The sequence below is a fragment of the Streptomyces sp. R33 genome (genome assembly GCF_041200175.1).
In the GTDB taxonomy this organism is placed as follows: Bacteria; Actinomycetota; Actinomycetes; order Streptomycetales; family Streptomycetaceae; genus Streptomyces; species Streptomyces katrae_B.
In genome coordinates, this window is sequence record NZ_CP165727.1 from 4156415 (window position 1) to 4182302 (window position 25888).

Here is a 25888-nt window from a genome sequence, read left to right on the forward strand (position 1 = left end):
GGGGCCGAAGGCAGGGACGCGAACCGCGTCCGGACATGCGACGACCCCCGCCGGGGGGGAGAGCGGGGGTCGTCCCCACGGTCCGACTCGGGGGGGGAGGAGCCAGACCGGGTTAGCACGGTCGCGAACGATCCGTGACTTCCATGGTGTACCCGAGAGCCTTCTCAGGCAAACCCACGCGCCACACCTTACGCCGAATGGTGGGCGCATATGCTCGGGGCGTGGAAATCCAGCCCTTGCCGCACTCGTCGCCCCGCACCGCAGCCTTCTTCGACCTGGACAAGACGGTCATTGCGAAGTCAAGCACTCTGACGTTCAGCAAGTCCTTCTACCAGGGCGGCCTGATCAACCGCCGAGCCGTGCTGCGTACTGCGTATACCCAGTTCATCTACCTGGTCGGCGGCGCCGACCACGATCAGATGGAACGGATGCGTGAGTATCTGTCCTCCCTCTGCAAGGGGTGGAACGTCCAGCAGGTGCGGGAGATCGTCGCCGAGACCCTGCACGACCTCATCGACCCGCTGATCTACGACGAGGCCGCCTCGCTGATCGAGGCGCACCACACCGCGGGCCGCGACGTGGTGATCGTGTCGACCTCAGGCGCGGAAGTCGTCGAGCCGATCGGCGAGATGCTCGGCGCAGACCGGGTCGTCGCCACGCGGATGGTCATAGGCGAGGACGGCTGCTTCACCGGCGAGATCGAGTACTACGCCTACGGGCCCACCAAGGCCGAGGCCGTGCGGGAGCTCGCGGAGTCCGAGGGGTACGACCTCTCGCGGTGCTACGCGTACAGCGACTCGGTGACCGACATCCCGATGCTGGAGGCGGTCGGACATCCGCATGCGGTCAATCCCGACCGGGCGCTGCGCAAGGAGGCGGTGGCGCGGGAGTGGCCGGTGCTGGTGTTCAACCGGCCGGTGCGGTTGAAGCAGCGGCTGCCCGGGCTGTCGATGCCGGCGCGGCCGGCGCTGGTCGCTGCGGCGGCGGTGGGTGCGGCTGCGGCTACCGCCGGGCTGGTCTGGTACGCCAGCCGGCGGCGGGCCACTGCCCTGGCCGCCGCCTCGCCCGCCTGACGCGGCCCCGGGGCCGCCGCCCCGATCCCGTCGGGCGCGGGGTCCTGCCCTGATCCCGCCGGCCGCCGGTTCCCGCCGGGTGGCAGCCAGGTCGCGCCGGGTGGCGGCCTGGTCCCGCCCTGCGGCGCCCCGTGGCATGCCGCCGATGGGGGCGCCGCTGCGCGGGGCTTCTCTCCCCGCCCCGCCCTTCTCCCGTTCACCGGGCTCTGCCCGGACCCGGCCCTCAAACGCCGGGCGGGCTGGGAGCCCCCGGGCTGCGCCGCGGACCCGCGCCGCAGCCGCCGACGCTGCTCAAGACCCGGGGCTCCGCGGGGACCCGCGCCGCCATCGCCGGTGCGCGGCTCAAAGCCCCGGAGGCTCCGCCCGGAGGCGCGCCGCCACCGCCGACGCGACTCAAAGACCCGGGGGCTCCGCCGGGACCCACGCCGCCATCGCCGGTGCGCGGCTCAAAGCCCCGGAGGCTCCGCCCGGAGGCGCGCCGCCACCGCCGACGCGACTCAAAGACCCGGAGGCTCCGCCGGGACCCGTGCCGCGATCGTCGGCACGGCTCAAAGACCCAGGGCTCTCCGCCGGGACGCGCCGCCATCACCGGTGCGCGGCCAAAGCCCCGGAGGCTCCGCCCGGAGCCGCGCCGCCGTCGTCGGCGCGGGTCGTGGGCCGTGGGCCCAAGGACTCCGCCGGACCCGCGCCGCAACCGTCGACCCGGGGCAAAGACCGCAAGGCTCCGCGCGGAGCCGCGCCGTCATAGCCGGCGCGGCTCAAGGACCCGGGGCCTCCGCCCCCGCGCCCCCGTGCCCCCGCGCCCCAAACGCCGGCTGGGCTGGATGTGCCGCCCCGCCGGGCGGGGTGTGCGGCCCAATGATCGGCGTGTCGGCTCCGACCCGGCCGAGTGCGCAGGAACGCCGGAGCCCTGCATGTCGGCGCTGCCGAGGCCGCGTATGCCGCCTCCGGCAAGGTGGCGCGGGTCGGCTCTCTGGCAGGGCCGGCTCCGACACGGCGGCGTGGACCGGTTTCGGCAGACCAGGAGGGGGCCCTGGCAGGACTGGGGGCCGGCCCCGCCAGGGCTAGGGGGTGTCGTCAAAGTCCCTCCCCAGCTACCGCTGGGAGGTGCCCCCAGGCCGGCGGGGTCTGGCACGCGCGCTCGCGGCGTTGTCGTCGGTCGACGACGCGAGCGTCGCCTCCTCCCCCTGCCTTCGGCGGGGGGACCCCCACCTCCGCCTTGCGATCACACGCACCAGACCCCGCCGGCCCCGCCCTCACGGGCGGACGACGCTACTTTGACGACACCCCCTAGGGCCGGAATGCCGGCTCCCGCAGGGCCGCATGTGCCTGTTCCGGCGGCCCGGGAATGCCGGCTCCCGCAAGGCGGCGGGGGCCAGACCCGGCGGAGCAGGAGCGGTGGCTCCGGCGAGGCTGGATGGCCGGCCCGCAGGCTAGGGAATTCCAGCTCCCGCAAGGCCGCATGCGCCCGCTCCGGCGGGCGGGGAATTCCGGCGCCGGCAGGGCCGCTGAGGTCAGTTCCGGTGGCCCGGGAACGCCGGATCCCGCAAGGCGGCGTGGGCGAGTTTCGGTGACCCGGGAATGCCAGATCCGGCAAGGCAAGGCGGCGTGGGCGAGTTTCGGCAGCCCGGTAGTGGCGGTTCCCGCAAGGCTGGATGGGCGGCCCCGCCGGGCTGGTGAGTGACCGCTCCCGCAGGGCCGCTGAGGTCAGTTTCGGCGGGCGGGGAGGGGCGGCTCCGTCAGCGATGGGTGGGTGGCCCCCGCGGGGGTGGCAAGGCGGGGCCCGGGGTGACTTAGGGGGCCTGAGCTGCGGGGATGCGGGGTGTCCGGTTCGAGCTGGGACGTCCCGGAAAGTAAAAAAAGCGGGGAGGGGTTCCGCTTGTCAGCGAAGCGGAGTACAAAGGAGTCAACGGCCCGCGAGACCAAAGAACATCCGAGAGGATCATCTTTAAAACGCAGTAAGGCCCACGGACCGAAGCATGAACGCCGAGCACCCACGCGACGTCGACCCGTCGATTACGGGCCAGCCGCACCAGGTAACGGGCAAAGTCCCCGACCTGATGGGCAAATATCGAGGACGCTTGGTAACTGGGCGTAAATGCCAGCGGCGACACCAAAGCAAGACGGTGTCGCCGCAACCCTGTGTCCGCGGCCTTTTTCCGCGGCCCCGTGTCCGCGGCCCCGTGTCCGCGGCCCTGCGTCCCCGGCCCCGTGTCCGCGGCCCTGCGTCCGCAGCCGCCCCTACGCCGCGCCGCGCTGCAGGGCCTCGCAGACCGCCGTCGACTCGCGGACGCCGAGCTCGATCGCGCGGCCGCAGTGCGCGATCCAGGCCGCCATTCCCTCCGCCGTCCCGGAGACGTAGCCCTCGAAGGCGGCCAAGTACGCGTCCCGGCCCTGCTCCGCGTGGCCGACCTCCGCCGGGCAGATCGCCTTCGGGTCCAGACCGCTGTTGATCAGCACGATCCGCTCCGCCGCCCGCGCCACCAGGCCGTTGTATGAGCCGAACGGACGCAGCGCCAGCAATTCGCCGTGCACCACCGCCGACGTGAGCAGCGCCGGAGCCGAGCCGCCCGCGATGATCAGCCGGGACAGGCCGTCCAGGCGGCCCGCCACCTCCTGCGCGCTCGGGAGGGCAGCGGTGATCAGGGGCTCGTCCACCGACTCGCCCGCCAGTCGCGGGCGTCCCACCACGTCACCGTCGGCCGTGGACCCCGAAGCCACCAGGTGCAGGCGCGCCAGCACCCGCAGCGGCGACTGGCGCCAGATGCTCAGCAGCTGCCCGGCCTCCGCCGTCAGGCGCAGCGCGGCGCCCACCGTGCGCGCCTCCGGCTCCGCCCCGAAGTCGGTCCGGCGGCGCACCTCCTCCAGCGCCCAGTCCGCCCCGGACAGCGCCGCGCTCGCACGGGCCCCGCGCAGCGCGGCCTCCGAGGTGATCTCTCCGCTGCGCCGGCGCATCACCCGGTGCCCGTAGACGCGGTCCACGGCCTTGCGTACGGAATCCACGGATTCGGCGACGCCGGGGAGCGAACCCAGGGCGGCCAGCGGGTCAGAAGCGCTACTCATAAGTAGGGAGCCTACGCACTGGACCTCCTCCCCACCGACCCCTCCTTGGAGTGGCCTTCTTCACTTACATGCACCACACAAAGCGACCGACGGACTACTCTTCGTGAACATGAAGATCGCTTTCGTGGGAAAGGGCGGCAGCGGCAAGACGACCCTGTCCTCCCTCTTCATCCGCCACCTCGCCGCCAATGAGGCCCCCGTCGTCGCGGTGGACGCCGACATCAACCAGCACCTGGGCGCCGCGCTCGGACTCGGCGAGGACGAGGCCGCCGCGCTGCCCGCCCTGGGCGCGCACCTGCCCCTGATCAAGGAGTACCTGCGGGGCTCCAACCCGCGCATCGCCTCCGCCGACACGATGATCAAGACCACGCCGCCCGGCGCCGGATCGCGCCTGCTGCGGGTCACCGAGGACAACCCGGTGTACGAGGCCTGCGCGCGCACGCTGCTGCTCGACGGGGAACCCGTCCGGCTGATGGCCACCGGGCCGTTCACCGAGGCGGACCTCGGCGTCGCCTGCTACCACTCCAAGGTCGGGGCGGTCGAACTCTGCCTCAACCACCTGGTCGACGGCCCGGACGAGTACGTCGTGGTCGACATGACCGCCGGCTCGGACTCCTTCGCCTCGGGCATGTTCACCCGCTTCGACGTGACCTTCCTGGTCGCCGAGCCGACCCGCAAGGGCATCTCGGTCTACCGCCAGTACAAGGAGTACGCCCGGGACTTCGGGGTCGCGCTCAAGGTCATCGGCAACAAGGTGCAGGGCACGGACGACATCGAGTTCCTCCAGGACGAGGTCGGAGAGGACCTGCTCGTCACCGTCGGGCACTCCGACTGGGTCCGGGCGATGGAGAAGGGCCGCCCGGCGGCGTTCGAGCTGCTCGAGGCGAGCAACCGGCTGGCCCTGCAGGCCCTCCAGGACGCGGCCGACGACTCGTACGCCCACCGCGACTGGGAGCGGTACACCGAGCAGATGGTCCATTTCCACCTGCGGAACGCGGAGAGCTGGGGCAACGCCAAGACGGGGGTCGACCTGGCCGCCCAGGTCGACCCCGGTTTCGTCCTGCGGGAGACCACCGGCTGCGAGCCGGCGGCCCCGGACCTCGTCAGTCCTCGTCCGCATCCTCTTCGGCCGGCTCCGCAGCCGGCTTGACCCCGGCGGGGGCGGCCGGCTTGGCCGGCGGCCCCGCCGTCAGGAACTTCGTCCAGCCCTCCTTGGGCGCCTCGCCCACGTCGAGGCCGCGCATCCACTCCAGGACCTTCGGGTCCTGCGCATCGAGCCAGTCGACCAGCTCGCGGAACGGCACGCAGCGGACCTCCTTCTGCGTGCACATCGACTGGATGGAGTCCTCGACGGCCTTCATGTACGTGCCGCCGTTCCAGGACTCGAAGTGGTTGCCGATGATCAGCGGCGCGCGGTTGCCCTGGTAGACCCGGTCGAAGGCCTGCTGGAGCCCTTCGCGCATCTGCTCGCCCCAGTACGCGTGCTGCGAGGGGTCGCCCTGCGTGGTCGTCCCGGACTGGTTGACCAGGTAGTTGTAGTCCATGCTCAGGGTGTCGAAGGCGCGGCCCGGCATGGGCACCAGCTGGAGCGGGACGTCCCAGAGCCCGTCCGTCTTCTTCGGCCAGATCTGCTTGCTGATGCCGCTGGAGTCGTAGCGGAAACCCATGCCCTTGGCCGCCAGCATGAAGTTCTTCTGGCCTTCGAGGCACGGGGTCCGGGCGCCGATGAGCTCCTTGTCGTAGTCGAACGGGAGCGGCTCCAGGCCCTTCAGGTCCGGCGTGTTGGTCTTCCAGTTCTTGACGAAGGACTTGGCCTGGTTGATCTCGCTCTTCCACTCCGGCACGGACCAGGTGCCGACGCCGCCGTCGGGGCCGCAGAAGTGGCCGTTGAAGTGGGTGCCGATCTCGTTGCCCTCGAGCCAGGCCGCGCGGACCTGGGTGGCCGTGTCCTTGATGCCCTCGAGATCGCCGAAGCCGATGTCGGAGCGGCCGGACTCGTGCTGCGGGGCCGTATAGAGGGAACGTTTCTCTTCCGGGAGCATGTACACGCCGCTGAGGAAGTACGTCATCCGGGCGTTGTACTTCTTGCCGACCTCGCGGAAGTGCGAGAAGAGCTTCTGGCTGTCCTCTCCGGCCCCGTCCCACGAGAACACCACGAACTGCGGCGGCTTCTCGCCGGGCTTCAGCTTCTGCGGCTTCTGCACGTTCGGCTGCGCACCCGTGTACGCCGTCGAGCCGTCGCCGATGAGCCGGTTGACACTGCCGGGGGCGGCCTCCGGGGCGGCGGCGCCCTTCTTGCCGTTCGGCCCCCCGGGGGAGGGGGGTTTGGCGGGTTCCGAGGTGCTGCACCCGGCGACGCCCAGCACCAGCGCCGTGGCGACCAGGCCGCCGGCGATCTTCTTCGTGGCGGCGATCATCCGTCCACCTCTCCTCGCGGTTCCATTGCGGGTCTTCCGCGCCGCAACGTCCCATGCGGTCCGCCGTGAAGATGATGTGACAAGCCGGACAAAATGCTTAATCACCCTTGGGTGCTATTTCGTAAGCCGTTTGCCCCTATTACCCCCCACGATCCTTTACTCTCCATTACCTTTCATTTACTGAGTGTTGAGACTCCCGCCGCTTCATCCCTCCGTAGAGGAGACGGGAACCTATGACAGCCACCTCCCCCCTGCCCGCCGCCGACGAGATCGAGCGCAAGCCCGGCAGCAACCCCTGCGACACACCCGACGGCCCGACCGCCAGCAACACCGGCGACACCGGCGACACCGGCAGCGACTTCGGCCACAAGGCCGGCAGCACCACCGGCGGCAAGGGCGGCGGCGCGCCCCGCAGGGGCCACCGCGCCGACTTCCACGCCGATCTCTCCGCCTCCCTGACCGTCTTCCTGATCGCCCTGCCGCTCTCCCTCGGCATCGCCCTGGCCACCGGCGCCCCGCTCCAGGCGGGCCTGGTCGCAGCGGCCGTCGGCGGGATCGTGGCCGGGCGATTGGGCGGCACGCCCCTCCTGGTGAGCGGGCCGGCGACCGGACTCACCGTCGTCACGGCCGAGTTGATCCAGCGCTACGGCTGGCGCACCACCTGCGCCATCACCGTGGTCGCCGGCTGCTGCCAGCTCGGGCTCGCCGCGCTGCGCACCGCCCGGTCCGCGCTCATGGTCAGCCCGGCGATCGTGCACGGCATGCTCGCGGGCGTCGGCGTCACGATCGCGCTGGCCCAGCTGCACATCGTCCTCGGCGGCACCCCGCAGAGCTCCGCCGTCGCCAACGTCAAGGGGCTGCCCGGCCAGTTGGCCCACCTGCACCCGGCGGCGCTCGGCGTCAGCGCCGTGACCCTGGTCGTACTGCTCGGCTGGCCGCGGCTGCCCGGGCGGGTGGGGCTCGCCCTGCGCAAGGTGCCGGCCGCGCTCGCCGCCGTCGCCACGGCCACGGCGTTCGCCGCGCTGGCCGGGCTCAGCCTGCCCCGGGTGGACCTGCCGTCCTGGCGCAGCCACGCCCTGCCCGAGCTGCCCGCGGGGCCCGTCCTCGGCATCGTCGCGGCCGTCCTGACGGTCACCCTGGTCGGCAGCGTGGAATCCCTGCTGTCCGCGGTCGCCACCGACAAGCTGATCGCCTCCCAGCGGCGTACGGGCAACCGCCCGCCGCGCGCCGACCTCGACCGGGAGCTGCGCGGCCAGGGCGCCGCGAACATCCTCTCCGGCGCGCTGGGAGGGCTGCCCATCGCGGGCGGCGCCGTCCGCAGCGTGGCGAACGTCAAGTCCGGGGCCGCCACCCGGCGGTCGGTCATGCTGCACGGCCTCTGGGTCCTGCTGGCGGCGGCGCTGCTCGTCCCGGTCCTCGACCTGATCCCGCTCGCCGCGCTGGCCGCCCTGGTGATGGCGCTGGGCGTGCAGATGGTGAACGCCACCCATCTGCGTACGGTCAGCCGGCACCGCGAGATCCTCGTCTACGCGACGACGATCGCTGCGGTCGTACTCGGCGGGGTGCTGGCGGGCGTCACCATCGGCATCGCCGTGGCCGTCGCGATGGCCCTGCACCGGCTGGCCCGGACCCGGATCACGGTCGAGGTGGAGGGCGGGGTCCACCGGGTGTGGGCGCGTGGGCAGTTGACCTTCCTCGCGGTGCCGCGGCTGAGCCGGGTGCTGAACCAGATCCCGCCCGGCGGGCGCGTGGTGGTCGAGCTGGACGGCTCGTTCATGGACCACGCGGCGTACGAGACGCTCCAGGACTGGCAGGACTTCCATCTGGTGCACGGGGGCTCGCTCGAGGTCACCGGCCGCTCCACCACCCGGATGGCCGGGGCGAACCGGCCGGAACACGCCGACCACCCGGACCGCACTCCGGAACACGCCGAGAGGTCCCCGCGCGGCGGGCACCACTGCTGCCGCCCCTGGACCCCCTGGAAGAACCACTGCGACCACCGCCCGGAGGACGAGCGCACGATCCCCGGCGCGGCCGCGGCCCCCGACGCGGCAGAGGCGGTGGAGGCGGCGAAGACCCCGGCCCCGCGCCGCCGCGGAGCCGGCCAACTGGCCAGCGGGATCAGCGCCTTCCAGCGGGACACCGCGCCGCACGTCCGCGACGAGCTGGCCCGGCTGGCCCGGGAGGGGCAGCGGCCCTCGCAGCTCTTCCTGACCTGCGCGGACTCCCGTCTGGTGACCAGCATGATCACGGCCAGCGGCCCCGGCGACCTGTTCACGGTCCGCAACGTCGGCAACCTGGTGCCCCTGCCGGGCGCCGAGGCGACGGACGATTCGGTCGCGGCGGCCATCGAGTACGCCGTGGACGTCCTCCAAGTGGACAGCATCACGGTGTGCGGGCACTCCGGGTGCGGGGCCATGCAGGCGCTGCTGAACTCCACGCCCGGGGCCCCGATGACCCCCTTGCGCCGGTGGCTGCGGCACGGGCTGCCCAGCCTGGAGCGGATGGCCAGCCGCCACCACGCCTGGGCCCGGATCGCGGGCCGGCTCCCGGCGGATGCCGTGGAGCAGCTGTGCCTGACCAACGTGGTGCAGCAGCTGGAGCACCTTCGGGCGCACGAATCGGTGGCCAGGCGGCTCGCGGAGGGCACGCTGGAGCTGCACGGGATGTACTTCCACGTGGGCGAGGCGCAGGCGTACCTGCTGTCCGAAGGCGAGGACTTCTTCGACTGCCGGGTGTTCGACAGCGTCGGACAACACGTCTGAACGTCCGAATGATGACCGGATGGTGACCGAATCGCCGTCTCCGGCAGATCTGGATCAAGGGCGCGGCTGAACCGATACTCTCCGGTATCCGTGCCACAGAGTGGCCCCTTTCCGCACCTTGCAGCGGGAAGGGGCCACTCTGCGCGTGGGCCGACACGGGCCCGGCCGCGCTATAGGTCTAAACCAATTTCCGGCTACCCCTTGTCACCAGGGCCGCCGACTGATGAGCTATGCCCGGGGACACAACGGACACCCTGGGAAAGGGAGATGTCGTGAGCAATGAAAGCCTGGCCAATCTGCTCAAGGAGGAGCGGCGGTTCGCACCGCCTGCCGATCTGGCCGCCGCCGCCAATGTGACAGGGGCTGCGTACACCGAGGCCGAGGCGGACCGGCTGGGTTTCTGGGCCACCCAGGCCCGCCGCCTGACCTGGGACGTCGAGCCGACCGAGACGCTCGACTGGACCAACCCGCCCTTCGCCAAGTGGTTCGCGGACGGCAAGCTGAACGTCGCGTACAACTGCGTGGACCGCCACGTCGAGGCCGGCAACGGCGACCGCATCGCCATCCACTTCGAGGGCGAGCCCGGTGACAGCCGCGCGATCACCTACGCCGAGCTCAAGGACGAGGTCTCCAAGGCCGCCAACGCCCTGACCGAGCTGGGCGTCCAGGCCGGCGACCGGGTCGCGGTCTACCTGCCGATGATCCCCGAGGCCGTCGTCGCGATGCTCGCGTGCGCCCGCGTCGGCGCCGCGCACTCGGTGGTCTTCGGCGGCTTCTCCGCCGACGCCGTGGCCTCCCGCATCCAGGACGCCGACGCCAAGCTGGTCATCACCGCCGACGGCGGCTACCGCCGGGGCAAGCCCAGCGCCCTCAAGCCCGCCATCGACGAGGCCGTCGCCAAGTGCCCGCAGGTCGAGCACGTGCTCGTCGTGCAGCGCACCGGCCAGGACACCGCCTTCACCGAGGGCCGCGACGTCTGGTGGCACGAGATCGTCGGACGCCAGTCCGCCGAGCACACCCCGCAGGCCTTCGACGCCGAGCACCCGCTGTTCATCCTGTACACCTCGGGGACCACGGGCAAGCCCAAGGGCATCCTGCACACCTCCGGCGGCTACCTCACGCAGGCCGCGTACACCCACCACGCCGTCTTCGACCTCAAGCCGGAGACCGACGTCTACTGGTGCACCGCCGACATCGGCTGGGTGACCGGGCACTCGTACATCGTCTACGGGCCGCTCGCGAACGGCGCCACCCAGGTGATGTACGAGGGCACGCCGGACACCCCGCACCAGGGCCGGTTCTGGGAGGTCGTGCAGAAGTACGGCGTCACCATCCTGTACACCGCGCCCACGGCGATCCGTACGTTCATGAAGTGGGGCGACGACATCCCCGCGAAGTTCGACCTGTCGAGCCTGCGCGTGCTGGGCTCGGTCGGCGAGCCGATCAACCCCGAGGCCTGGATCTGGTACCGCAAGCACATCGGCGGCGACCGCTGCCCGATCGTGGACACCTGGTGGCAGACCGAGACCGGCGCGATGATGATCTCCCCGCTGCCCGGTGTCACCGAGACCAAGCCGGGCTCGGCGCAGCGCGCGCTGCCGGGGATCGGCGCCACGGTCGTGGACGACGAGGGCCACGAGGTCCCGAACGGCGGTGGCGGCTACCTGGTCCTCACCCAGCCGTGGCCGTCGATGCTGCGCACCATCTGGGGCGACGACCAGCGGTTCATCGACACCTATTGGTCCCGCTTCGAGGGCAAGTACTTCGCGGGCGACGGCGCCAAGAAGGACGAGGACGGCGACATCTGGCTGCTGGGCCGGGTGGACGACGTGATGCTGGTCTCCGGCCACAACATCTCGACCACCGAGGTCGAGTCGGCGCTCGTCTCCCACCCGTCGGTCGCCGAGGCGGCCGTCGTGGGCGCGAACGACGAGACGACCGGCCAGGCCATCGTGGCCTTCGTGATCCTGCGCGGCGGCGCCTCGGAGACCAACGGCCTGGTCTCGGACCTGCGCGACCACGTGGGCGCCACGCTCGGCCCGATCGCGAAGCCGAAGCGGATCCTGCCGGTGCAGGAGCTGCCGAAGACCCGCTCCGGCAAGATCATGCGGCGTCTGCTGCGCGATGTCGCGGAGAACCGGGCGGTCGGCGACGTCACGACGCTCGCGGACTCCTCGGTCATGGACCTGATCCAGAGCAAGCTGCCCAGCGCCTCCAGCGAGGACTGACGGGCCCGGTCCCGGGTGGCGGAGGGTGTCCGGCGCATCGCGCGCCGGACACCCTCCGCCCGTTTAAGGTGAAGATCACCGGATACGACTGCGCGGACCTTGTAAAGTAGAGCAAACGTCAACATTTGACGTATTCAACTCTCAGGGTGCGCCGGGAAGTCTGGTCGGCAACAGCGTTCGTCATGCCGTCGACCACCCGGAGGTGTCCCACCGTGGCCACGCCCAGCCCCACCGACCGCCACAGCCGCAAGTTCCTCGGCAGGCTCTCCCTGCCCGAGCGGCGCTTCGTGGCCGACGCCCTGCGCGCCGAGACCGTCGGCGGCGTGCTCCTCCTCGTGGCCGCGATCGCCGCCCTGCTGTGGGCGAACATCCCCGCCCTCTCGGACAGCTACGCCAGCGTCCGCAACTTCCACATCGGCCCGGCCTCCCTCGGCCTGGACCTCTCGATCCAGCACTGGGCGGCCGACGGCCTGCTCGCCGTCTTCTTCTTCGTCGCCGGCATCGAGCTCAAACGCGAGCTCGTCGCGGGCGATCTGCGCGACCCCAAGGCCGCCGCCCTCCCGGTGATCGCCGCCCTCTGCGGCATGGCCGTGCCCGCGCTGGTCTACGTACTGGTCAACACCCTGGGCGGCGGCTCGATGGACGGCTGGGCGGTCCCGACCGCCACCGACATCGCCTTCGCCCTGGCCGTCCTCGCAGTCATCGGCACCTCACTGCCGTCCGCCCTGCGCGCCTTCCTGCTGACCCTCGCCGTCGTCGACGACCTCTTCGCCATCATGATCATCGCGGTGTTCTTCACCAGCGAGATCGACTTCCTGGCCCTCGGCGGCGCGGTCCTGGGCCTGGTCCTCTTCTGGTTCCTGCTCCGCAAGGGCGTCCACGGCTGGTACGTGTACGTCCCGCTCGCCCTGGTCATCTGGGGCCTGATGTACAACAGCGGCGTCCACGCGACCATCGCCGGCGTCGCCATGGGCCTGATGCTCCGCTGCTCGCGCAAGGAAGGCGAGCGCCAGTCCCCCGGCGAGCACATCGAACACCTCGTGCGGCCCGTCTCGGCCGGGCTCGCCGTGCCGCTCTTCGCGCTGTTCTCCGCCGGGGTCTCGCTCTCCGACAAGGCGATCGCCCAGGTCTTCACCCGGCCCGAGACCCTCGGCGTCGTCCTCGGCCTGGTCGTCGGCAAGGCCGTGGGCATCTTCGGCGGCACCTGGCTGGCCGCCCGCTTCACCCGGGCGGAGCTCAACGAGGACCTGGCCTGGCCGGACGTACTCGCCGTGGCCTCCCTCGCCGGCATCGGCTTCACCGTCTCGCTCCTCATCGGCGAACTCGCCTTCACCGGCGACCAGACCCTCACCGACGAGGTCAAGGCCGCCGTCCTGTTCGGCTCCCTCATCGCCGCCGTCGTCGCGGGCGTCATGCTCAAGCTGCGCAACCGCACGTACCGGGCGCTCACCGAGGACGAGGAGCGCGACGAGGACCGCGACGGCATCCCGGACGTCTACGAGCAGGACAAGCCCGAGTACCACCTGCGGATGGCGAAGATCTACGAGGAGAAGGCCGCGGAGCACCGCCGCAAGGCCGAGACCGCCGCGGCCGCCGCGCTCGAAGCGGCCACCGGGTCCAGCACCGAGGGCGACCGTCCGGCATGATCTGAACTGACGCTGTGACGGGCGCAGGACAGCCGCCGCCCACGGTGTCGACAGCAGACGACGTCAGACGACGGCAGATGACAGAGGGAGAGAGCGATGAGCGCAGTGGACCAAGGGGCGCAAGGAGCCGAGCGCACACTCGGCCAGCTGGTCGCCTCGGCCACCGCCGAGATGTCCGCCCTGGTGCACGACGAGATCGCCCTCGCCAAGGCGGAGATCCGCCAGGACGTCAAGCGCGCGGGCATCGGCGGCACCGCCATCGGGATCGCAGGAGTGTTCGCCCTGTTCTCCCTTCCCGTGCTGAGCTTCGCCGCGGCGTACGGGATCCACAACCTCGGGCTCGGGCTCGCCTGGTCCTTCCTCATCGTCGGCGTGGCGTTCCTGCTGCTCGCGGGCCTGCTGGCGCTGATCGCCGTGTCGAAGTTCAAGAAGGTCAAGCCGCCGGAGAGGACCATCGCCTCCGTCAAGCAGACCGCGGCGCTCGTCGGCACCGTCAAGCCGCACCCGCGGTCGGTGAGTGACCAGGCCGTGGGTGTGGCACGCTCGTCCTCATGACAGCGCCCTCACCGGACTCCAGCACTCCGCCCACCGCCGCGACGGCGGTCCGGATCGATGTGCCCGGCGGGAGGACGGTGACCCACCGGGACGTCGCGGCCAACGGGGCCCGGTTCCACGTCGCCGAGATGGGCGACGGGCCGCTGGTGCTGCTGCTGCACGGCTTCCCGCAGTTCTGGTGGACGTGGCGGCACCAGCTGACCGCGCTCGCCGACGCCGGATACCGGGCGGTCGCGATGGACCTGCGCGGGGTGGGCGGCAGCGACCGCACCCCCCGCGGCTACGACCCCGCGAACCTGGCGCTCGACATCACCGGGGTCGTACGGTCGCTCGGCGAGCCCGACGCCGCCCTCGTGGGACACGACCTGGGCGGCTACCTCGCCTGGACCGCGGCCGTGATGCGGCCCAAGCTGGTGCGCCGGCTCGTGGTCTCCTCGATGCCGCACCCGCGGCGCTGGCGCTCGGCGATGCTGTCCGACTTCGGTCAGACGCGGGCCAGTTCGCACATCTGGGGCTTCCAGCGGCCGTTCATTCCCGAGCGGCAGCTCGTCGCCGACGACGGAGCGCTCGTGGGGGAGCTGATCCGCGACTGGTCCGGGCCCGTGCCCCCCGAGGAGGCGGACCTCGACGTGTACCGGCGGGCGATGTGCATCCCGTCCACCGCGCACTGCTCGATCGAGCCGTACCGCTGGATGATGCGGTCGATGGCCCGGCCGGACGGGCTCCAGTTCAACCGCCGGATGAAGCGGCCGGTGCGGGTGCCGACGCTGCACCTGCACGGCTCGCTCGACCCGGTGATGCGGACCCGGAGCGCGGCAGGCTCCGGGGAGTACGTCGAAGCCCCGTACCGCTGGCGGCTGTTCGACGGCCTCGGGCACTTCCCCCACGAAGAGGATCCCGCCGCGTTCTCGACCGAGCTCGTGAACTGGCTCAAGGACCCCGAGCCGGACCGCTGACCATGCCAGCCGTCTGACCGGCCGTCAGCACGGCGGCCGGTACGACTGTCTTACGACCATTCAATTGCCTCGCGCATAGGCCAATTGGCCGCCCGGGACGGGGTTACCGACCTTGGGGCCCGGGCACAGCTCGTTGTATGGGCTGGACGCACGACTACGGTGACACCGCACGCGAACGCCGCCCGGCAGCGACGCCGGGCACACACGGGAGGTCGGGCCGGGACGGCCACGACCCCCGCCTCGGGATCCCACGCATCCTGCGCCGCCGGGCCCGCTGGGTCTCGGCCCGCCTGCGGCATCCACGGACGTAGCCGGGCGCGGCGCCCCGGTCCGTACGGGCAAGGTGCCCGTACGGATCAGAGGGCGCAGCCCTGGCTGTCGACCCGCCGGTCGGAGACCTTCCCGATCCGGATGTCGTCGCGGACCTCGTCCGCCGTCAGCGCGTACCCGGTGTTCGGGTCGTCGAGCGACTTCGCGAAGACGACCCCGTACACCTTGCCGTCGGGCGTGAGCAGCGGGCCGCCGGAGTTGCCCTGGCGGACCGTCGCGTACAGCGAGTAGACGTCGCGCCGGACGGTGCCGCGGTGGTAGATGTCCGGGCCGTTGGCGTTGATCCGGCCGCGGACCCGCGCCGCGCGGACGTCGTACGAGCCGTTCTCCGGGAAGCCGGCGACGATCGCGTCGCTGCTGCTCGCCGCGTCCTTGTCGGTGAACTCCAGCGCGGGCGCCTTCAGCTTGGGCACGTCCAGGACGGCGATGTCGCGCTCCCAGTCGTAGAGCACGACCTTGCCGTCGTAGAGCTTGCCCTCGCCGCCGATCTGTACGGTCGGCTCGCCGACGCCGCCGACGACGTGCGCGTTGGTCATCACCTTGCCGGGCGCGAAGACGAAGCCGGTGCCCTCCAGGACCTTGCTGCAGCTCGGCGCGGTACCGACGACCTTCACGATCGAGCGCTTGGCCGCCTCGGCGACGGGGCTGCGGGCGAGCGCCGGGTCGGGCGCCTTCACCTCGGTGATCGGCTCGTTCGAGAACGGGCTGAACACCTGCGGGAACCCGCTGCGCGCGAGGGTGGAGCTGAAGTCCGAGAACCAGGTGTTGGCCTGCGCGGGCAGCACCCGCGAAACGCCCAGCAGCACCTTGGAATTGCGGACTTCCTTGCCCAGCGTGGGAAGTGACGTCCCGGCGAGCGCCGAGCCGATCAGCCACGCCACCAGCAGCATCGCGACGACGTTGACCAGGGCCCCGCCGGTCGCGTCGACCACGCGGGCCGGCGACCACGTGATGTGGCGGCGCAGCCGGTTGCCCAGATGCGTGGTGAAGGCCTGCCCGATCGAGGCACAGACGATGATCACGACCACGGCGATCACGACGACCGTGGTGGACACCTGGGTGCCGTTGTCGGTCACCCGGTCCCAGATCAGCGGGAGCAGGGACACGGCGATGAGACCACCGCCGAGGAAGCCGATCACCGACAGGATGCCGACGACGAAGCCCTGGCGGTAGCCGACGATCGCAAACCAGACGGCGGCGACCAGCAACAGGATGTCCAGCACGTTCACGAGGGTCACCGTCTCATGCGTGCCAGTCGAGCGGGACCTGCCTCGATCGGTCCCAGGGGCGCTCCCACCCCGCGAAATGCAGGAGCCGGTCGATCACTCCGGCCGTAAAACCCCAGACCAGAGCGGATTCGACGGTGAAAGCGGGGCCCAGATGGCCGCGCGGATGGACGGCCGTGACCCGGTGATCGGGATTCGTGAGATCGGCCACGGGAACCGTGAAGACGCGGGCGGTCTCGGCCGGATCCACGACGCCGACCGGGCTGGGATCGTGCCACCAGCCGAGCACCGGGGTCACGACGAACTCGCTGACCGGGATGTAGAGCCGCGGCAGGACGCCGAAGAGCTGGACGCCGGCGGGGTCGAGCCCGGTCTCCTCCTCGGCCTCGCGCAGGGCGGCGCGCAGCGGGCCGGTGGTGTGCGGATCGCCGTCCTCCGGATCGAGGGCGCCGCCCGGGAAGGAGGGCTGGCCCGGGTGCGAGCGCAGGCTCCCGGCGCGCTCCATGAGCAGCAGCTCGGGGCCGCGCGGGCCCTCGCCGAACAGGATCAGTACGGCGGACTGGCGGCCCCGGCCGTCCTCGGGCGGCAGGAAACGGCTGAGCTGGGTCGGCCGGACCGTCCGTACGGCCTCCACGACGGGATCGAGCCAACCGGGCAGGCCCTGGGTGCTGACGCGCGGGGCGCCGCGGTCCTCGTACGGGGCCTCGGGCCCGGGGGCGCGAGCGCCGGGGGCCGGGGCTGCCGGGCCCTGGGCCGTGGCCCGGACGGCCCGTGACGCGGCCTGCGGCTGGCCCTGCTGCGGCGGCGCGGCCGCCTGGGCCACGCTGCTCTCGTCCCGCGCTCCGCGCGTCATAGGCACCCCTGCTCCCTGCCGTTGCCGACACCGTCGCCGTCCCGATACCGGGACAACGCAGCGCCGGGCCGGATTCGTTCCTCCGCGGGCCGCCGTGCGGCGGCCCGCGGCCGTGCTGCGTGCTCGTGCTGCGTGCTCTGCTGCGTGCTCGTGCTGCGTCGTGCTTCTTGCTCAGGAGGCGGTGGAGCCCGCCTGGCCGCCGCCCAGCGGCGGGGCCGGGAGGCCCGGGTAGTCCGGCGGCGGGCTCAGCCGCTGGCCGGGCTGACCGCCCTTCTCGTACTTGAGCAGCTTCTTCGCCTTCTCCGGGTCCGTCTCGCCCTCGCCGTACGCCGGGCAGAGCGGGGCGATCGGGCAGGCGCCGCAGGCGGGCTTGCGGGCGTGGCAGATCCGGCGGCCGTGGAAGACGACGCGGTGCGAGAGCATCGTCCACTCGCTCTTCGGGAAGATCCCGCAGATCTCCGCCTCGACCTTCTCCGGATCCTCCTGCTCGGTCCACTTCCAGCGGCGGACCAGCCGGCCGAAGTGGGTGTCCACGGTGATGCCCGGGACGCCGAACGCGTTGCCGAGCACCACGTTGGCCGTCTTGCGGCCCACTCCGGGCAGCGTCACGAGGTCCTCGATCCGGCCCGGTACGTTCCCGTCGAAGTTGTCCCGCAGGGCCTGCGAGAGGCCGAGGAGGGACCGCGCCTTGGCCCGGAAGAACCCGGTCGGCCGGATGAGCTCCTCCAGATCCTCGGGAACGGCCGCGGCCATGTCCTCGGGGGTCGGGTAGGCGGCGAACAGGGCCGGGGTCGTCTGGTTCACGCGCAGGTCGGTGGTCTGGGCGGAGAGGACCGTGGCGACCAGCAGCTCGAAGGGATTCCGGAAGTCGAGCTCGGGATGGGCGTACGGATAGAGCTCGGCCAGCTCGCGATTGATGCGACGGGCCCGGCGCACCATCGCCAGGCGCGATTCCGTTTTCTTGGCCGAAGCTTTGCCCTGGGGGCTCGGCAGGGCCTTCCGGGGCTTCCCGGACGCCTTCTCGGGGGCTTGTTCGCCCACAGCTGAATTGGGGGCGCCCGTCACTCCTGCGGACCCCTTGGCCTGTGCTCTCACCGGCTTATTGGACACCCGGCCAGCCTAAGGCCGGGCGCTGACACCCGCCTGGACCTCAGGTAACACCACTCTGATTGGCCTCTCGCCGCACAGCACGCCCGTACGTCCGGCATCCTTGTGATTGATCGCACTGTTTGAGCCGTCCGGCAAAATGGGGAGCACGGACCCCTGAGCTGGTCGACATAGGAGAGAGACTCGTGGACGACGTTCTGCGGCGCGCCCCGCTCTTCGCGGCGCTCGATGACGAGCAGGCCGCGGAGCTCCGCGCCTCCATGGGCGAGGTGACCCTCGCACGCGGTGACGCCCTGTTCCACGAGGGCGACCCCGGCGACCGGCTGTATGTCGTGACCGAGGGCAAGGTGAAGCTGCACCGCACCTCCCCCGACGGCCGCGAGAACATGCTGGCCGTCCTCGGCCCCGGCGAGCTGATCGGCGAGCTGTCGCTCTTCGACCCCGGCCCGCGCACCGCCACCGCCACCGCCCTGACCGAGGTCAAGCTGCTCGGCCTCGGCCACGGCGACCTGCAGCCGTGGCTCAACGCCCGGCCCGAGGTCGCGACCGCGCTGCTGCGTGCGGTGGCACGGCGCCTGCGCAAGACGAACGACCAGATGTCCGACCTGGTCTTCTCCGACGTTCCCGGCCGTGTGGCGCGGGCGCTCCTCGACCTGTCGCGCCGGTTCGGCGTGCAGTCGGAGGAGGGCATCCACGTCGTGCACGACCTGACGCAGGAGGAGCTGGCCCAGCTGGTCGGCGCCTCCCGCGAGACGGTCAACAAGGCCCTCGCGGACTTCGCGGGCCGCGGGTGGCTCCGCCTGGAGGCCCGCGCGGTGATCCTGCTGGACGTGGAGCGGCTGGCGAAGCGGTCCCGCTGACGCTTTTTGCTTCGCACGGAGGGGTCCTGCCCGGTCGGGCGGGGCCCCTCTGCCGTTTCCGGGTGCGGGACCGCTGCGCGAGCGGACCCCGGCTGCGCCGGGCTTCCCGGGGCTCCGCCCCGAACCCCGCGCCTCGGACTCCGACGGGGCCGGACGCGGCCGGCCGGCAGGAAAGTGGGGCCATGGAGCACAGAGGGCTGGACGCGTACGGGTACTTCGAGCGCGAGGGGTCACTCGGCCGGGTGCAGGGCGCCTTCGAACCCGTCGTCGCCGCCGCGCGCGAGCGGATCGGCGAGGCGTACGGGCAGCGGCTCCACAGCGCCTACCTGTACGGGTCCGTGCCGCGCGGGACGGCGCGCCCGGGGCGCTCCGACCTCGACCTGCTCCTCGCTCTGAACCACGAGGCCGCCGACGAGGACCGGGACACCGCCGAGGTGCTGGCGCGCGGGCTCGACCAGGACTTCCCCGAGATCGACGGCGTCGGCATCCTGCTCCACGGCAAGGACACCCTGCTGAGCGAGCAGGAGCGGGACGACCTGGGCTGGTTCCTCGCCTGCCTGTGCACCCCGCTGCTCGGCGCCGACCTGGCCGAGCACCTCCCGCGCTACCGCCCGGACAGCCGGCTCGCCCGTGAGACCAACGGCGACCTGGCCGCCGTACTCCCGCGGTGGCGGGCCAGGCTGGAAGCCGCGTCGACGCCCGCCGAGTACCGCAGGCTCAGCCGGCACTTCTCGCGGCACCTGGTGCGCACCGGGTTCACCCTCGTGATGCCCCGGTGGGGCGGCTGGACGAGCGATCTCGCCGAGTCCGCGGAGATCTTCGGCCGGTACTACCCGGAGCGCGCCGCGCAGATGCGGGCCGCGGCCGCGATGGCGCTGGATCCGACCGGGGACCCGGCCGTGCTGCACGCGTACCTGGAAGACCTCGGCCCGTGGCTCGCGGACGAGTACACCGCCCGGCACGGCACGAAGACGCCCCGCTGAAGACGCGGTCAGGCCTCCGTCAGGGCCTCGACCGCCTGCTTCGCCTCGAGCAGGCCCGCGCCGGTGATGCGCCGGTGGACACGGATGGCCTCGACCGTGCGGCCGTCGCGCACGAGCGCCCGTACCTCGTCCATCCCGGCCGGCTCCGGCTCCTCGATGCCGAAGTGGTCCAGGAGCAGGCCCAGCTGCCGCTCCAGCCGCTCCGAGCGCCGTTCGAGGGCCTTCATGCGCAGGGTCACCGTAGAGGTGATCCACGAGGCCGTGACGATGAGCGCGAGCAGCAGGAACAGCGTGGTCATTCAGGTCCCCCCGGGATCAGTCCGTGATCTTGAAGGTACTCGAGCTGCGCCCGTACGGACCATTCCGCGGCCGGCCACAGCGAGCGGTCCACGTCCGCGTAGACGTGGGCGACGACCGCCGCGGGGGTCGTGTACCCGTTCTCCACCGCGGTCTCGACCTGGGCGAGCCGGTGCGCGCGGTGGGCCAGGTAGAACTCCACCGCGCCCTGCGCGTCGTCCAGGACCGGTCCGTGCCCCGGGAGCACCGTGTGCACGCCGTCGTCCACCGTCAGCGAGCGCAGCCGGCGCAGGGAGTCGAGGTAGTCCCCGAGGCGGCCGTCGGGGTGTGCGACGACGGTGGTGCCCCGGCCGAGGATCGTGTCGCCGGTCAGGACGGCCCGGTCGGCGGGCAGGTGGAAGCTGAGCGAGTCGGCGGTGTGGCCGGGGGTCGGGACGACGCGCAGCTCCAGCCCGCCGGTCCGGATCACGTCCCCGGGGCCCAGCCCCTCGTCGCCGAGGCGCAGGGCGGGGTCCAGGGCGCGGACCTTGGTGCCGGTGAGCTCGGCGAACCGGCCCGCGCCCTCGGCGTGGTCGGGATGGCCGTGGGTGAGGAGGGTCAGGGCGATCCGCTTGCCCGCCTGTTCGGCGGTCTCCATGACCGCGCGCAGGTGGACGTCGTCGAGGGGGCCGGGATCGATGACGACGGCCAGCTCGGAGCCGGGCTCCGAGACGAGCCAGGTGTTGGTGCCGTCCAGGGTCATCGCCGAGGCGTTGGGGGCCAGGATGTTGACCGCGCGGGCGGTGGCGGGCCCTGAGGTGACGATTCCGCGGGGCTGTCCGGGCAGAGCGGCCGCATTCGTCACGGGGTGCCTCCGGGGTGGACGCGCTTGGTGAACTCGTCGTGGCCCGGCCAGCTGAGCACCAGTTCGCCGTTCTCCAGCGAGGCCTGGGCCAGTACGGGCGTCAGGTCCTGGGCGGCGGCCGCGGTGAGGGCGTCGACGGCGCTCCCGTACGGCTCGAGGGAGCGCAGGGTGGAGATGGTGGGCGGCATCATCAGCAGCTCGCCCTTGTCGTAGCCGTCGGCGGCGTCCGCGGGGCGGATCCAGACCGTCCGGTCGGCTTCGGTGGAGGCGTTGCGGGTGCGCTGGCCCTCCGGGAGGGCGGCGACGAAGAACCAGGTGTCGTAGCGGCGGGGCTCGAACTCCGGGGTGATCCAGCGGGCCCAGGCGCCGAGCAGGTCGGAGCGCAGCCGCAGGCCGCGGCGGTCGAGGAACTCGGCGAAGGACAGCTCGCGGGCGACGAGGGCCGTACGGTCGGCCTCCCAGTCGTCGCCGGTGGTGTCGCCGACGACGGTGTCGGCGGTCTCGCCGGCGAGCAGGACGCCCGCCTCCTCGAAGGTCTCGCGGACGGCGCCGCAAACGATGGCCTGGGCGGTCCGGGGATCGGTGGCGAGGCGCGCGGCCCACTCGTCCCGGCTCGGGCCGGCCCAGCCGACGAGGTGGTCCTCGTCGCGGGGGTCGACCCCGCCGCCGGGGTAGGCGTACGCGCCGCCCGCGAAGGCCATGGAGGCCTTGCGGCGCAGCATGTGCACGACGGGGCCGTCGGGGGTGTCGCGGAGCAGCATGACGGTGGCGGCGCGTCGGGGCTCCACCGGGGTGAGGGAGCCGTCCATGAGCGCGCGGATCCGGTCGGGCCACTCGGGCGGGTACCACTGGCCCCCGGCGGGGGGCTGCTGCTGACCGTGCTGACCATTCGGCATGTCGGGATGCTACGGGGATCCGGCCCGATGTTCGAGAGCCTCCGTTCGGAGGGCGGGCCGGGTCGGGGGCCGTCCCCGCCCCGCCCTTCTCCCTTTCACCGGGCTCGGCCCGGACCCGGACCTCAAACGCCGGACGGGCCGGAGGCCGCAGAAGCGACGGCGGCGGAACGCGAACGGCCCCGGCGGGCCGCCGGACGGAGTCCGGCGCAGCGGCGCGAAGCCGGTGAGGCCCGCCAGGGCCGAAGCGCGCGAGCGGCGCGTCAGGAAAGAGTGCGGCGCGTCAGGAAAGAGGTACGGCGCGTCAGGAAGCGGAAACCTCGACCTGGATCTCGATCTCGACCGGGGCGTCCAGCGGGAGGACCGCCACGCCGACGGCGCTGCGGGCGTGGACGCCCTTTTCGCCGAGTACGGCACCCAGCAGCTCGCTCGCACCGTTCAGCACGCCCGGCTGGCCGGTGAAGTCGGGGGCCGAGGCCACGAAGCCGACGACCTTCACGACACGCACGATCTTGTCGAGGTCACCGATCACGGACTTCACCGCGGCCAGGGCGTTCAGCGCGCAGGTCGCGGCCAGCTCCTTGGCCTGCTCCGCCGAGACCTCGGCGCCGACCTTGCCGGTGACCGGCATGCTGCCCTTGACCATCGGGAGCTGCCCCGCGGTGAACACGTACGCGCCCGACCGCACGGCCGGCTGGTACGTGGCCAGCGGCGGGACGACCTCGGGCAGGATCAGGCCCAGCTCGGCCAGCTTCGCCTCGACAGCGCCGCTCATGCCTTCTCCCGCTTGAGGTAGGCCACGAGCTGCTCGGGGTTGTTCGGGCCGGGTACGACCTGGACGAGCTCCCAGCCGTCCTCGCCCCAGGTGTCCAGGATCTGCTTGGTGGCGTGGACCAGCAGCGGGACCGTTGCGTATTCGAACTTCTTGGTCATGGGGGCGAGCGTAACGCCTGACGGCCCGGGGGTCCGCCCGGCCGAAGGTTGGGGGAGGCTCATGCGCAGCCCGAAGGGCGAGTCGTTAGGCTCAGACGCTGTGAGCAGGCTCCAGGTGGTCAGCGGCAAGGGCGGAACCGGAAAGACCACGGTCGCCGCGGCACTCGCGCTCGCCCTCGCGCGCGAGGGCAGACGGACGCTTCTGGTGGAGGTCGAGGGCAGGCAGGGGATCGCGCAGCTCTTCGGCGCGGAGGCGCTCCCGTACGAGGAGCGGAAGATCGCCGTCGCCTCGGGCGGCGGGGAGGTCTTCGCCCTGGCCATCGATGCCGAGCGGGCCCTGCTGGACTACCTCCAGATGTTCTACAAGCTCGGCTCCGCCGGCCGCGCCCTCAAGAAGCTCGGCGCCATCGACTTCGCGACGACCATCGCGCCCGGGCTGCGGGACGTACTGCTGACCGGCAAGGCGTGCGAGGCGGTCCGGCGAAAGGACAAGGCGGGCCGGTACGTCTACGACCACGTGATCATGGACGCCCCGCCGACCGGGCGGATCACCCGCTTCCTCAACGTCAACGACGAGGTGGCGGGGCTGGCTCGGTTCGGGCCGATCCACAACCAGGCGCAGGCCGTCATGAAGGTGCTCAAGTCCCCGGAGACGGCCGTCCACCTGGTCACCCTGCTCGAGGAGATGCCCGTCCAGGAGACCGCGGACGGGATCGCCGAACTCGAGGCGGCCGGACTGCCCGTGGGGCGGGTCGTCGTCAACATGGTGCGGCCGCACCACCTGGACGAGGACACCCTGCGCGCCGCCGCAGGCGAGCGCCGCGCGGACGTGGCCAAGGCCCTGTCCCGGGCCGGCCTGGGCGGCGCACGCCGCGGCGGGCTCGCGGAGCGGCTGGTGGACCCGCTGCTCACGCAGGCCGCCGAGCACGCGAGCCGGGTGGAGCTGGAGCGCGCGCAGCGCACCGTACTCGCGCAGCTGGACGTGCCGACGTACGAACTCCCCCTGCTCGGCGCGGGGATGGATCTGGCCGGGCTGTACGAGCTGGCCTCGGAGCTGCGGAAGCAGGCGGGCGAGGAATGAGCGGGGCCACGACGGGCATGAAGGGGGGCGTCGGCATGGACGCTCCGGCACGGCTGGCCGTGGACCGGCTGCTGGACGACCCCGGGACGCGGATCATCGTCTGCTGCGGCGCCGGCGGGGTCGGCAAGACGACCACCGCCGCGGCGCTGGGCGTACGGGCGGCGGAGCGCGGGCGGAAGGTGGTCGTGCTGACCATCGACCCGGCGCGGCGGCTCGCCCAGTCGATGGGGATCGACTCGCTGGACAACACCCCGCGCAGGGTGAAGGGGGTCGAGGGCGGCGAACTGCACGCCATGATGCTCGACATGAAGCGGACCTTCGACGAGATCGTCGAAGGTCACGCGGACGCCGAGCGGGCGGAGGCCATCCTCGCCAACCCCTTCTACCAGTCCCTGTCGGCCGGGTTCGCGGGCACGCAGGAGTACATGGCGATGGAGAAGCTGGGCCAGCTGCGGGCCCGCGACGACTGGGACCTGATCGTCGTGGACACCCCGCCGAGCCGGTCCGCGCTGGACTTCCTCGACGCGCCGAAGCGGCTGGGGTCCTTCCTGGACGGGAAGTTCATCCGGGTGCTGATGGCTCCGGCGAAGGTGGGCGGCCGGGCGGGGATGAAGTTCCTCAACGTCGGCATGTCCCTGATGACCGGGACGCTCAGCAAGCTGATGGGCGCCTCGCTGCTGAAGGACGTGCAGACGTTCGTGGCCGCGATGGACACGATGTTCGGCGGTTTCCGCACCCGCGCGGACGCGACGTTCCGGCTGCTGCAGGCTCCCGGTACGGCCTTCCTGGTGGTCGCGGCGCCCGAGCCGGACGCGCTGCGGGAGGCGGCGTACTTCGTGGAGCGGCTGGCCGCGGAGCAGATGCCGCTGGCCGGGCTCGTACTGAACCGGGTGCACGGCAGCGGCGCCGATCAGCTGTCCGCGGAGCGGGCGTTGGCCGCTGCAGAGAATCTTGAAGAAGGCGGCATTGTCGATCAGGAGTCCGGGAAAGCTGGACTTCGTGACCCGGACACGGAGGCCGACGCGGCGGCGGCCGACGTGGACGAGATCACCGCGGGACTGCTGCGCCTGCACGCCGAGCGGATGCAGGTGATCGCGCGCGAACAGCGCACACGCGATCGCTTCACCTCGCTGCACCCCGAGGTGGCGGTGGCCGAGGTGGCCGCCCTGCCCGGCGATGTGCACGACCTCGCCGGGCTGCGGGCCATCGGAGAGCGACTCGCGGCCGGGGTTCCGGCCGGAGCGTAGGCGTTCGTACGACGAATACCTCCGGGTGAGGGGGCATTCGTACGCGGGACCGCGCGGGTGGGTCTACCCGGCTGCCGCGTACGTCTCGTACGGAACGTCGATCTCCGCATCGACATCCACGGTGAGGATGCCCGTACTGCGCTCGTACTCCGTGCGGGCGGTTTCGAGCAGCCGTCGCCACGAGGTGACGGTGGGACGCCGGCGCAGCAATGCGCGACGCTCCCGCTCGGTCATTCCGCCCCATACTCCGAACTCGACACGATTGTCGAGCGCGTCGGCCAGGCACTCGGTCCGCACCGGACATCCGGTGCACACCGCCTTGGCCCTGTTCTGTGCCGCTCCTTGAACGAACAGTTCATCCGGATCGGTAGTGCGGCAGGCTGCCTGCGCACTCCAGTCGGTAACCCAGCCCATCCCGGCGCCGTCCTCTCCCGAATCGAGGCTCCCCCACGGCGGTAGCGGCATATTCACCGCTGCCAGTTGAGGACGTTACGGAAGGCAGGGACAGTGCAACACCCCCGACGGGCCCAA

Annotated in this window: 22 protein-coding genes; 11 read left to right on the forward strand and 11 right to left on the reverse strand. The window is 71.9% G+C overall.

From position 1 onward, the window contains the following. Positions 1 to 236: 236 nt before the first annotated feature. Positions 237 to 1073, forward strand: a complete 837-nt coding sequence (locus tag AB5J51_RS18970) for an HAD family phosphatase (protein WP_234382326.1) — start codon at positions 237 to 239, stop codon at positions 1071 to 1073. Between the two features lie 2241 nt (positions 1074 to 3314). Here AB5J51_RS18970 and AB5J51_RS18975 read toward each other — a convergent pair. Continuing rightward, positions 3315 to 4136 (reverse strand): oxidoreductase, encoded by an 822-nt coding sequence (locus tag AB5J51_RS18975; protein WP_369778125.1) that lies wholly within the window; start codon positions 4134 to 4136, stop codon positions 3315 to 3317. 109 nt (positions 4137 to 4245) lie between these two features. On the opposite strand from AB5J51_RS18975, the gene AB5J51_RS18980 reads away from it, so the two are divergent. Further along, entirely contained in the window at positions 4246 to 5286 is a 1041-nt protein-coding gene (locus AB5J51_RS18980) for an ATP-binding protein (protein WP_053787867.1), read from the forward strand. On the opposite strand, the gene AB5J51_RS18985 is transcribed toward AB5J51_RS18980, so the two are convergent. Further along, positions 5240 to 6553: a hypothetical protein gene (locus AB5J51_RS18985; protein WP_369778126.1), complete on the reverse strand. Its 1314-nt coding sequence runs from the start codon at positions 6551 to 6553 to the stop codon at positions 5240 to 5242. The two genes, AB5J51_RS18980 and AB5J51_RS18985, sit on opposite strands and share 47 nt — an antisense overlap. A gap of 233 nt (positions 6554 to 6786) precedes the next feature. On the opposite strand from AB5J51_RS18985, the gene AB5J51_RS18990 reads away from it, so the two are divergent. The 5 genes from AB5J51_RS18990 to AB5J51_RS19010 all read left to right on the forward strand — a co-directional run bounded on the left by AB5J51_RS18990 (position 6787) and on the right by AB5J51_RS19010 (position 14703). Next, positions 6787 to 9318 (forward strand): SulP family inorganic anion transporter, encoded by a 2532-nt coding sequence (locus AB5J51_RS18990; protein ID WP_369778127.1) that lies wholly within the window; start codon positions 6787 to 6789, stop codon positions 9316 to 9318. Between the two features lie 230 nt (positions 9319 to 9548). Further along, the gene (gene acs, locus AB5J51_RS18995) at positions 9549 to 11546 is read left to right on the forward strand and encodes an acetate--CoA ligase (RefSeq protein WP_078987498.1); all 1998 of its coding nucleotides are present in this window, start codon (positions 9549 to 9551) and stop codon (positions 11544 to 11546) included. A gap of 182 nt (positions 11547 to 11728) precedes the next feature. Next, the gene (nhaA, locus tag AB5J51_RS19000) at positions 11729 to 13192 is read left to right on the forward strand and encodes a Na+/H+ antiporter NhaA (protein ID WP_369778128.1); all 1464 of its coding nucleotides are present in this window, start codon (positions 11729 to 11731) and stop codon (positions 13190 to 13192) included. Between the two features lie 96 nt (positions 13193 to 13288). Further along, positions 13289 to 13747, forward strand: a complete 459-nt coding sequence (locus AB5J51_RS19005; RefSeq protein ID WP_053787836.1) for a phage holin family protein — start codon at positions 13289 to 13291, stop codon at positions 13745 to 13747. Next, complete coding sequence (locus tag AB5J51_RS19010) at positions 13744 to 14703, forward strand: alpha/beta fold hydrolase (RefSeq protein ID WP_053787835.1); 960 nt, start codon at positions 13744 to 13746, stop codon at positions 14701 to 14703. The genes AB5J51_RS19005 and AB5J51_RS19010 overlap by 4 nt, the downstream gene beginning before the upstream one ends. Positions 14704 to 15059: 356 nt before the next feature. Here the strand turns inward: AB5J51_RS19010 and AB5J51_RS19015 are convergent, their stop codons facing one another. From AB5J51_RS19015 to nth, 3 genes are all read right to left on the reverse strand, one after another. After that, the gene (locus AB5J51_RS19015; protein WP_030299293.1) at positions 15060 to 16262 is read right to left on the reverse strand and encodes a MarP family serine protease; all 1203 of its coding nucleotides are present in this window, start codon (positions 16260 to 16262) and stop codon (positions 15060 to 15062) included. A 13-nt stretch (positions 16263 to 16275) separates the two neighbouring features. Further along, the gene (locus tag AB5J51_RS19020; RefSeq protein WP_136224755.1) at positions 16276 to 16917 is read right to left on the reverse strand and encodes a CoA pyrophosphatase; all 642 of its coding nucleotides are present in this window, start codon (positions 16915 to 16917) and stop codon (positions 16276 to 16278) included. Between the two features lie 366 nt (positions 16918 to 17283). Beyond that, the gene (gene nth / locus AB5J51_RS19025) at positions 17284 to 18051 is read right to left on the reverse strand and encodes an endonuclease III (protein ID WP_369780277.1); all 768 of its coding nucleotides are present in this window, start codon (positions 18049 to 18051) and stop codon (positions 17284 to 17286) included. A 353-nt stretch (positions 18052 to 18404) separates the two neighbouring features. Here nth and AB5J51_RS19030 point away from each other — a divergent pair, with 353 nt between their 5' ends. Both AB5J51_RS19030 and AB5J51_RS19035 read left to right on the forward strand, forming a co-directional pair. Continuing rightward, positions 18405 to 19079 carry a Crp/Fnr family transcriptional regulator gene (locus AB5J51_RS19030; protein WP_003981529.1) on the forward strand — a complete coding sequence of 225 codons (675 nt, stop codon included), beginning with the start codon at positions 18405 to 18407 and terminating at the stop codon, positions 19077 to 19079. 182 nt (positions 19080 to 19261) lie between these two features. Next, on the forward strand, positions 19262 to 20062 hold the full coding sequence (locus AB5J51_RS19035) for a nucleotidyltransferase domain-containing protein (protein WP_133897327.1): 801 nt from the start codon (positions 19262 to 19264) through the stop codon (positions 20060 to 20062). Positions 20063 to 20070: 8 nt separating this feature from the next. Here the strand turns inward: AB5J51_RS19035 and AB5J51_RS19040 are convergent, their stop codons facing one another. From AB5J51_RS19040 to AB5J51_RS19060, 5 genes are all read right to left on the reverse strand, one after another. Further along, entirely contained in the window at positions 20071 to 20361 is a 291-nt protein-coding gene (locus AB5J51_RS19040) for a hypothetical protein (protein WP_136224679.1), read from the reverse strand. Further along, complete coding sequence (locus tag AB5J51_RS19045; protein WP_053787831.1) at positions 20358 to 21203, reverse strand: MBL fold metallo-hydrolase; 846 nt, start codon at positions 21201 to 21203, stop codon at positions 20358 to 20360. Before AB5J51_RS19045 ends, AB5J51_RS19040 begins: the two co-directional genes overlap by 4 nt. After that, on the reverse strand, positions 21200 to 22099 hold the full coding sequence (locus AB5J51_RS19050; protein WP_053787830.1) for an NUDIX hydrolase: 900 nt from the start codon (positions 22097 to 22099) through the stop codon (positions 21200 to 21202). The genes AB5J51_RS19045 and AB5J51_RS19050 overlap by 4 nt, the downstream gene beginning before the upstream one ends. A 301-nt stretch (positions 22100 to 22400) precedes the next feature. After that, positions 22401 to 22871, reverse strand: a complete 471-nt coding sequence (locus AB5J51_RS19055; protein WP_369778129.1) for a RidA family protein — start codon at positions 22869 to 22871, stop codon at positions 22401 to 22403. Next, positions 22868 to 23029: a DUF4177 domain-containing protein gene (locus tag AB5J51_RS19060; RefSeq protein WP_007264966.1), complete on the reverse strand. Its 162-nt coding sequence runs from the start codon at positions 23027 to 23029 to the stop codon at positions 22868 to 22870. The genes AB5J51_RS19055 and AB5J51_RS19060 overlap by 4 nt, the downstream gene beginning before the upstream one ends. A gap of 100 nt (positions 23030 to 23129) precedes the next feature. Here AB5J51_RS19060 and AB5J51_RS19065 point away from each other — a divergent pair, with 100 nt between their 5' ends. Both AB5J51_RS19065 and AB5J51_RS19070 read left to right on the forward strand, forming a co-directional pair. Then, complete coding sequence (locus AB5J51_RS19065; RefSeq protein ID WP_053787828.1) at positions 23130 to 24110, forward strand: ArsA-related P-loop ATPase; 981 nt, start codon at positions 23130 to 23132, stop codon at positions 24108 to 24110. Between the two features lie 35 nt (positions 24111 to 24145). After that, complete coding sequence (locus tag AB5J51_RS19070; protein WP_234382315.1) at positions 24146 to 25357, forward strand: ArsA family ATPase; 1212 nt, start codon at positions 24146 to 24148, stop codon at positions 25355 to 25357. Positions 25358 to 25420: 63 nt separating this feature from the next. On the opposite strand, the gene AB5J51_RS19075 is transcribed toward AB5J51_RS19070, so the two are convergent. Further along, positions 25421 to 25771: a WhiB family transcriptional regulator gene (locus AB5J51_RS19075; RefSeq protein WP_030299276.1), complete on the reverse strand. Its 351-nt coding sequence runs from the start codon at positions 25769 to 25771 to the stop codon at positions 25421 to 25423. Positions 25772 to 25888 lie beyond the last annotated feature (117 nt).